General features: G+C 65.5%; 6 protein-coding genes. All 6 read left to right on the plus strand.

The genetic code is table 11. The features are described 5' to 3' along the window. On the plus strand, positions 1-600 hold a 600-nt coding region (locus AC5JJ6_RS33435; protein WP_496046177.1), incomplete at its 5' end, for a DUF4344 domain-containing metallopeptidase. A gap of 140 nt (positions 601-740) precedes the next feature. Then, positions 741-2,423, plus strand: a complete 1,683-nt coding sequence (locus AC5JJ6_RS33440; RefSeq protein ID WP_496046178.1) for a methyl-accepting chemotaxis protein — start codon at positions 741-743, stop codon at positions 2,421-2,423. An 87-nt stretch (positions 2,424-2,510) separates the two neighbouring features. Beyond that, a complete protein-coding gene (dapF, locus tag AC5JJ6_RS33445) occupies positions 2,511-3,374 on the plus strand; it encodes a diaminopimelate epimerase (protein ID WP_496046179.1) in 864 nt (287 codons plus the stop codon). Further along, positions 3,371-4,630, plus strand: a complete 1,260-nt coding sequence (mtaB, locus tag AC5JJ6_RS33450; protein WP_496046180.1) for a tRNA (N(6)-L-threonylcarbamoyladenosine(37)-C(2))-methylthiotransferase MtaB — start codon at positions 3,371-3,373, stop codon at positions 4,628-4,630. The genes dapF and mtaB overlap by 4 nt, the downstream gene beginning before the upstream one ends. Continuing rightward, on the plus strand, positions 4,624-5,751 hold the full coding sequence (ftsY, locus tag AC5JJ6_RS33455; RefSeq protein WP_496046181.1) for a signal recognition particle-docking protein FtsY: 1,128 nt from the start codon (positions 4,624-4,626) through the stop codon (positions 5,749-5,751). The genes mtaB and ftsY overlap by 7 nt, the downstream gene beginning before the upstream one ends. 19 nt (positions 5,752-5,770) lie before the next feature. Then, entirely contained in the window at positions 5,771-7,282 is a 1,512-nt protein-coding gene (locus tag AC5JJ6_RS33460; protein WP_496046182.1) for an AMP nucleosidase, read from the plus strand. Positions 7,283-7,391 lie beyond the last annotated feature (109 nt).

Here is a 7,391-nt window from a genome sequence, read left to right on the forward strand (position 1 = left end):
ATGATGATCCCCGAGCAGGCCGATCCGATGATGGACGAGCTGATCATCGCCGCCGCCGACGGCTGGTATCTCGGCAATATCTGGCAGCGCGAAGCCGGCAATACCGAGCCCGCATGGTGGGGCGAGCATGCGCTCGACATGCAGCGGTTCTACTCGGTCGTGTGCCTTATGTACGGCAGCGACCCCGCCGGCTTTTCCGATCTCGCGGCAAGCGTCAGCCTGCCGGCGGACCGGCGGACGACCTGTCCGGCCGACTATGCCCAGGCCCGTGCGGGATGGACGCGGCTGCTGGCGCCCCACATGAATCCTGTCGAATCGCGCTCGGCCGGCAACAGCCGCATTTCCCTGGAGTTCGAAGCGCCGGATCCTGCCTATGGCTATGTCTCGTCGCTGCTGCATGAATCGGGGCTGATAAACGCGATCGCGCGCGATATCGGGAGCAGTTTCAAGCTGCCTAGCGACCTGACGGTGCGGTTCAGGAACTGCGGTGCCGATACGGCCAATGCCTTCTACGACAGGGCCGGACCGTCGGTGACCCTGTGCTACGAACTGGTGGCTTTCTATAACGAACTGATACTGCGCGATATTTCCCGTCGATAGCTAGCGACAAAGACCCGATTCGTCGATGGTTGAGCCAGATCAAGGATCGACAAGACATTCTGATCTCACACTCGCGCTAACGGGCTCCCATGGCCGGACCCATTCTGGTTTCGGAGCGGATGCTGCGGCGGGTGACAATGATGAAACTGACGAACACCACTCTGTTGACCCGCCTTCTGACGGGTTTCGGAGCGATCCTGGCGCTCTCCTGCCTGCTCGGCCTTATCTCGCTGAACAAGCTGGAAACGGTCAGCGGGCTGACGGCCGATCTGCACGAACACTCCCTCGCCGTGGCGACTTCCGTGCTGGAAGCCAACGCCGGCATCATCGCCATGCACCGTTCCATGAAGGACGTGGCTCTCGCTCAGGATGCCGCCGGGATCGACGCCGCGGCGCAGGCGGTCGATACATCGGAAAAGCAGGTATTCGCCGCCATGACGTTCGCCCAGGAACGCTTTCTGGGCGACAAAAAGGAGTTCGACGAAACCCTCAAGGCCATCCGGGACTGGCAGCCGATCCGGGCCGAAGTGATTGCCGCCATGAAAGCCGGAGACCGGGAAACCGGGGCGACGATCACCAGGACCAAGGGCGAGATCCAAGTCAAGCTGATCGCCGAGCGGATGGATGCCCTGGTCGTCGGCGTCAAGCGCCGCGCCGCCAGCTTCGCGGCGGAAGCTACGGAAACGGGCGCACAGGCTACGACACTGGTAATGTCGGCCCTTGCCGTCATGATCGTCCTGGGTCTAGCCATCGCCTGGGCGATCACCCACGGCATCCGGGGTCCGATCGGCCAGCTGCGCGACGTCATGGGACGGCTGGCGAAGCAGGACTACACAGCCGTCGTGCCTTATACCGCCAACACGAACGAGATCGGCCAGATCGCCAAGGCTGTCGAGTTCTTCAAGGAGAACGGCATCGCCGTGACGCGCCTGCGCGAAGAGCAGGAGAGGATGAAGACCGAAGGCGAGGCGCTGCGGAAGAAGCAGATCATGGCCCTTGCCGACGACTTCGAAGCCCATGTCGAGGCCGTCGTGGAGCACGTCGCCTCCGCCGCGACGGAGATGACGGCGACCGCCAGCAGCATGTCCGCCGTGGCGGATCAGGCGACGCGCCAATCCACGGCAGCAGCCGGCGCCGCCGAATCAGCCTCCGGCAACGTCCAGACCGTCGCCTCCGCAGCGGAGGAACTGTCCGCCTCGATCACGGAGATCGGCCGGCAGGTCAGCCAGGCGTCCGAGACGTCACGGCAAGCCGTCATCAAGGCGGAACGAACCAACCAGATCGTCGCCGGTCTGTCCGACGCCGCCGAGAAGATCGGTCAGGTGGTCAGCCTGATCAACGACATCGCCAGCCAGACCAACCTTCTGGCCCTGAACGCCACGATCGAGGCGGCGCGCGCCGGCGAAGCCGGCAAGGGCTTCGCCATCGTGGCGTCCGAGGTCAAGAACCTCGCCAACCAGGCGGCCAAGGCGACGGAGGAGATCGCCAGCCAGATCTCGTCGGTCCAGGGGGCGACGGGTCAGGCGGTGACTGCGATCCAGGACATCACGGCGACCATCTCCGCCGTCAGCGACAGCTCCGCCGCTATCGCTTCCGCGGTCGAACAGCAGCGGGCCGCGACCAGCGAGATCGCCCGCAACGTCGAGGAAGCGGCACGCGGCACGCAGGAGGTCTCCGACAACATCGCGGGCGTCTCGGAAGCAGCCCACGAAGCGGCGCGCACCGCCCAGCAGGTGCTGGCGGAAGCCGGTCAGCTTTCCAAGCAGTCGGAAAGTCTCAACCACGAGGTCGGCGTCTTCATGGCGCGGGTGCGCGCGAGCTGATACCCCGATAAGTCCTGGCAGCCCTTCCCAGGTCCTTGGACGGCAGCCATGGACTTGAGAGGGGGAATCGCCATATAACCGCGCATCATGACCATCCCGTTTCTGAAGATGCACGGGCTCGGCAACGACTTCGTCGTCATCGATGCCCGCAGCCGAACCCTGTCCCTGACCGAAGCGCAGGTCCGTGCCATCGCGGACCGGCGGACCGGTGTCGGCTTCGACCAGCTCATCGTGATCGAGCCGCCCAGGACGGCGGGTGCCACCACCTTCATGCAGATCCTGAACCCGGACGGCAGCGAATCCGGCGCCTGCGGCAATGCCACCCGCTGCGTGGCGCATCTTCTGATGGAGCAGTCCGGCACCGCTGAAGCGGTGATCGAAACCATCTCCGGGCTTCTGCCCGCCAGGGCGGAACCCGGAGGGCTGGTGACGGTGGACATGGGTCCGGCGCGGCTGGACTGGCGCGACATTCCGCTGGCCGGTCCTGCCGACACGCTTCGCCTGGATGTGGCGGAAGGTCCCTGGTCCGGGCCGGTGGCGGTCAGCATGGGCAACCCGCATATCGTCTTCTTCGTCGATGACGTGGACGCCGTTCCGCTGGAACGGGTCGGCCCTGTTCTGGAACACCATCCGTCATTTCCCCAGCGCGCCAACATCGAGTTCGTCCAGGTGCTGTCCCGCACCCAACTCCGCATGCGCGTCTGGGAACGGGGCGCCGGCATTACCCGCGCCTGCGGCTCCGGCTCCTGTGCCGCACAGGTGGCGGCGGTCCGTCGCGGGCTGACCGAACGGCGGGCGGAAGTCGTGCTGGACGGCGGCAGCCTGACCATCGAATGGCGGGAAGACGGGCACGTCCTGATGACCGGTCCGGTGGCGCTCAGCTTCTCCGGCGTGCTGCAACCGGAGCTTCTCGAGGAAACTTCCGCCGAGGCGGCGCTGGTGACCGCATGACCACCGAGTTCATCACCTTCGGCTGCCGGCTGAACACCTACGAATCCGAAGTGATGCGGGAAAACGCCGCCGCCGCCGGGCTGACCGACGCCATCATCGTCAATACCTGCGCCGTCACGTCGGAAGCCGAGCGTCAGGCCCGGCAGGCGATCCGCAAGGCGCGCCGCGAGAATCCCGCCGCCCGCATCATCGTGACCGGCTGCGCCGCCCAGATCGACCCGGCCAAGTTCGCCGCCATGCCGGAAGTCGATCAGATCCTCGGCAACGAGGAGAAGCTGAAGCCGGAAAGCTTCGGCCTGGACAGTTCGACCGAACGCGTCCTGGTCAACGACATCATGTCGGTCAGGGAGACGGCCAGCCACCTGATCGGCGGACTGGAAGGCCGCGCCCGCGCCTTCGTCCAGGTCCAGAACGGCTGCGACCACCGCTGCACCTTCTGCATCATCCCCTATGGCCGGGGCAACTCGCGGTCGGTTGCGATCGGCGAGATCGTCCGGCAGGTTCGCCTGCTGGTCCAGTCCGGCTATAACGAGATCGTGCTGACCGGCGTCGATATCACCTCCTACGGCCCCGACCTGCCCGGCAAGCCGACGCTCGGCCAGATGATCCGCCGGCTGCTGGCCCAGGTGCCGGAGTTGAAGCGGCTGCGGCTGTCCTCGCTCGACCCGGTCGAGATCGACGACGATTTGTGGCGCCTGATCGCCGAGGAACCGCGCCTGATGCCGCACCTCCATGTCAGTCTCCAGGCGGGCGACGACATGGTACTGAAGCGGATGAAGCGCCGGCATCTCCGGGACGACGCGATCGAGTTCTGCCGTCGTGCCCGCGACCTGCGGCCCGACATGGTGTTCGGCGCCGACCTGATCGCCGGCTTCCCGACCGAAACCGACGAGATGTTCGAGAACACGCTAAGGGCGGTGGAGGAATGCGGCCTGACCTGGCTGCACATATTCCCCTATTCCCCCCGCCCCGGCACCCCGGCGGCCAAGATGCCGCAGGTCAACGGATTGGTCCGCAAGGAACGGGCGGCACGCCTGCGCATCGCCGGCTCCCAAGCCGTCAGCCGCTTCCTGAGCGGACGTATCGGAACACATGCCGCCGTCCTGGCGGAAAAGGAAACCCTCGGCCGAACCGAGCAATTCGCCGAAGTGCGCCTGGACCAGCCCGTCGAACCGGGTTCGGTCGTCTGGGCTGAAATCGTCGGCGTCGATGCGGAACACCTGATCGGCCGGATCGACCGGAGCATCGCATGCTGAAATTCTGGCGCCGCAACAAGCAGGAGCCGACCAAGCCCGAGCAGGAAGAAGTCAGGCAGGACACCCCGGAGATCGAGGCAGAGGCGGAACGGCAGGAAACGGAACCGGTCGTCGAGCCGGAGCCGGAGCCCGAACCCGAGCTTGAACCGGAGCCCGAACCTGTACTGGCCCTGGCGGAACCCGAACCGGAACAGCCGGTGAAGAAGGGCTGGCTCTCGCGCCTGCGCGAAGGGCTGACGAAATCCACGTCCAAGCTGACCGACGGCATTTCCGGCATCTTCACCAAGCGCAAGCTGGACGACGAAGCACTGGAAGAGCTTGAGGAACTGCTGATCACGGCCGACCTCGGCCCCGTCACGGCGGCCAAGGTGACGGCCGAACTCGCCCGCACCCGCTTCGGCAAGGAAGTCTCGCCCGACGAGGTCCGCCGGACCCTGGCCGCCAGCATTGCCCAGATCCTGGAACCCGTGGCCGAACCGCTGGTGATCGATCCGGACGCCAAGCCGCACGTCATCCTGGTGGTCGGCGTCAACGGCGCCGGCAAGACGACGACCATCGGCAAGATGGCCAAGCAGTTCCGCAACGAAGGCAAGTCGGTCATCATCGCGGCGGGCGACACCTTCCGCGCGGCGGCCGTCCAGCAGCTTCAGGTCTGGGGCGAGCGCTCCGGCTGCCCCGTCGTCTCGAAGGAGACGGGGGCCGACGCCGCCGGCCTCGCCTTCGACGCGCTGGAGCGTGCCAAGCGTGAGAAGGCGGATGTCCTGCTGATCGACACGGCGGGCCGGCTTCAGAACAAGGCCAACCTGATGGCCGAACTTCAGAAGATCATCCGCGTCATCAAGAAGATGGACCCGGAGACGCCGCAGTCGGTGCTTCTGGTGCTGGACGCCACGACCGGGCAGAATGCGCACAGTCAGGTCGAAGTGTTCGGCGAAATGGTCAACGTCACCGGCCTGATCGTGACCAAGCTGGACGGCTCCGCCCGTGGCGGCGTGCTGGTGGCGCTGGCGGAGAAGTACGGCTTGCCGGTCCATCTGATCGGCGTCGGGGAAAGCCTGGAAGACATGCGGCCCTTCGAGGCCGGGGCGTTCGCCCGCTCGCTGATGGGCCTTGAGAGCTAGAGGGAGAGCCGAGAAGACCATGCCGAACTCGACCAGCCATATCGGCCTTCCCTTCGCCGCCGAACATTTCACCGATCCGGCGGCGGCGCTGGAACGCGTGCGCGAGATTTACGACGCCAACACCGCTTATCTCCGCGACTGCTTCAAGCGCTTCTCCGCCGGCGAAGACCTTCAGCAGCGCGTCCACGCCTGCTATCCCTTCGTCCGCGTCCATACCGAGATCGGGACGCGGGTGGATACGCGGCTGGCCTATGGTTTCGTGGCGGGACCCGGCACCTACGCCACGACGGTGACCCGCCCTGATCTGTTCTCGTACTACTTCCTGGAACAGTTCGAGCAGTTGCGGCGCAACCACAGCGTCGTCCTGGAAGTGGGCGTCAGCCGGCAGCCGATCCCGATCCATTTCGCCTTCCCCGAGGGCCTGCATGTCGAAAGCGACCTGACGCCGGAGCGGCTGTCGGTGATGCGCGACGTCTTCGACCTGCCCGACCTGTCGCAGATGGACGACAGCATCGTCAACGGGACCCATCAGCCGGCTCCAGACGAACCGACCCCCCTGGCGCTGTTCACCGGCCCGCGCGTGGACTATTCGCTCCACCGGCTGAAGCACTACACCGCGACGTCGCCGGACCACTTCCAGAACTTCGTCCTGTTCACCAACTACCAATTCTACATCGACGAGTTCATCCGGCTCGGCATGGAGATCATGTCGCCATCGGACGATCCGGACACGCAGGAATACCGCAAGCAATACACCGCCTTCGTCGAACCCGGCGACTTCGTCATCCCCAACCAGAACCTGGGCGGTGCCGACACCACGGGCACCCGTCTGGTGCGCCTGCCGCAGATGCCCGCATATCACCTGAAGCGGGCGGACGGCTCCGGCATCACGATGGTCAATATCGGCGTCGGCCCCAGCAACGCCAAGACGATTACCGATCACATCGCCGTCCTGCGCCCCCACGCCTGGATCATGCTCGGCCACTGCGCCGGCCTGCGCAACACCCAGCGCCTGGGCGACTACGTGCTGGCCCATGGCTATGTCCGCGAGGACCACGTGCTGGACGCCGACCTGCCGATCTGGGTCCCGGTCCCGCCGCTGGCCGAAGTCCAGGTAGCCCTGGAAGGCGCCGTCGGGCAAGTCACCGGCCTGACCGGCTACGAGTTGAAGCGGGTGATGCGGACCGGCACCGTCGCCACCATCGACAACCGCAACTGGGAACTTCGCGACCACACCGAAATGGTCCAGCGCTTCAGCCAGAGCCGCGCCATCGCCCTGGACATGGAAAGCGCCACGATAGCCGCCAACGGCTTCCGCTTCCGCGTGCCTTATGGAACGCTGCTGTGCGTCTCCGACAAGCCGCTGCACGGCGAATTGAAGCTTCCCGGCATGGCGAACAACTTCTACCGGCGTCAGGTCGACCAGCACCTCAAGATCGGCGTCCTGGCAATGGAACTGCTGCGCCGCAACGGGCTGGAAAAGCTGCATTCAAGGAAGCTGCGCAGCTTTGCGGAGGCGGCATTCCAGTAGAATAAAAAACGGCATTAAGGATTGAACGGTCAAGGGCACCGCCCCTACCGCCTTGTAGGTCGGTCTAGAGCGAAGCGGCAGCCGACAAGCAGGCGCGTCGATGTCGGCT

This window comes from Skermanella sp. (assembly GCF_059503625.1).

What these genes read in the sequence shown, in the direction of transcription:
- AC5JJ6_RS33440 (WP_496046178.1), top strand. Translation starts at nt 741, where the DNA reads ATGAAACTGACGAACACCACTCTGTTGACCCGCCTTCTGACGGGTTTC.
- dapF (WP_496046179.1), top strand. Translation starts at nt 2,511, where the DNA reads ATGACCATCCCGTTTCTGAAGATGCACGGGCTCGGCAACGACTTCGTC.
- mtaB (WP_496046180.1), top strand. Translation starts at nt 3,371, where the DNA reads ATGACCACCGAGTTCATCACCTTCGGCTGCCGGCTGAACACCTACGAA.
- ftsY (WP_496046181.1), top strand. Translation starts at nt 4,624, where the DNA reads ATGCTGAAATTCTGGCGCCGCAACAAGCAGGAGCCGACCAAGCCCGAG.
- AC5JJ6_RS33460 (WP_496046182.1), top strand. Translation starts at nt 5,771, where the DNA reads ATGCCGAACTCGACCAGCCATATCGGCCTTCCCTTCGCCGCCGAACAT.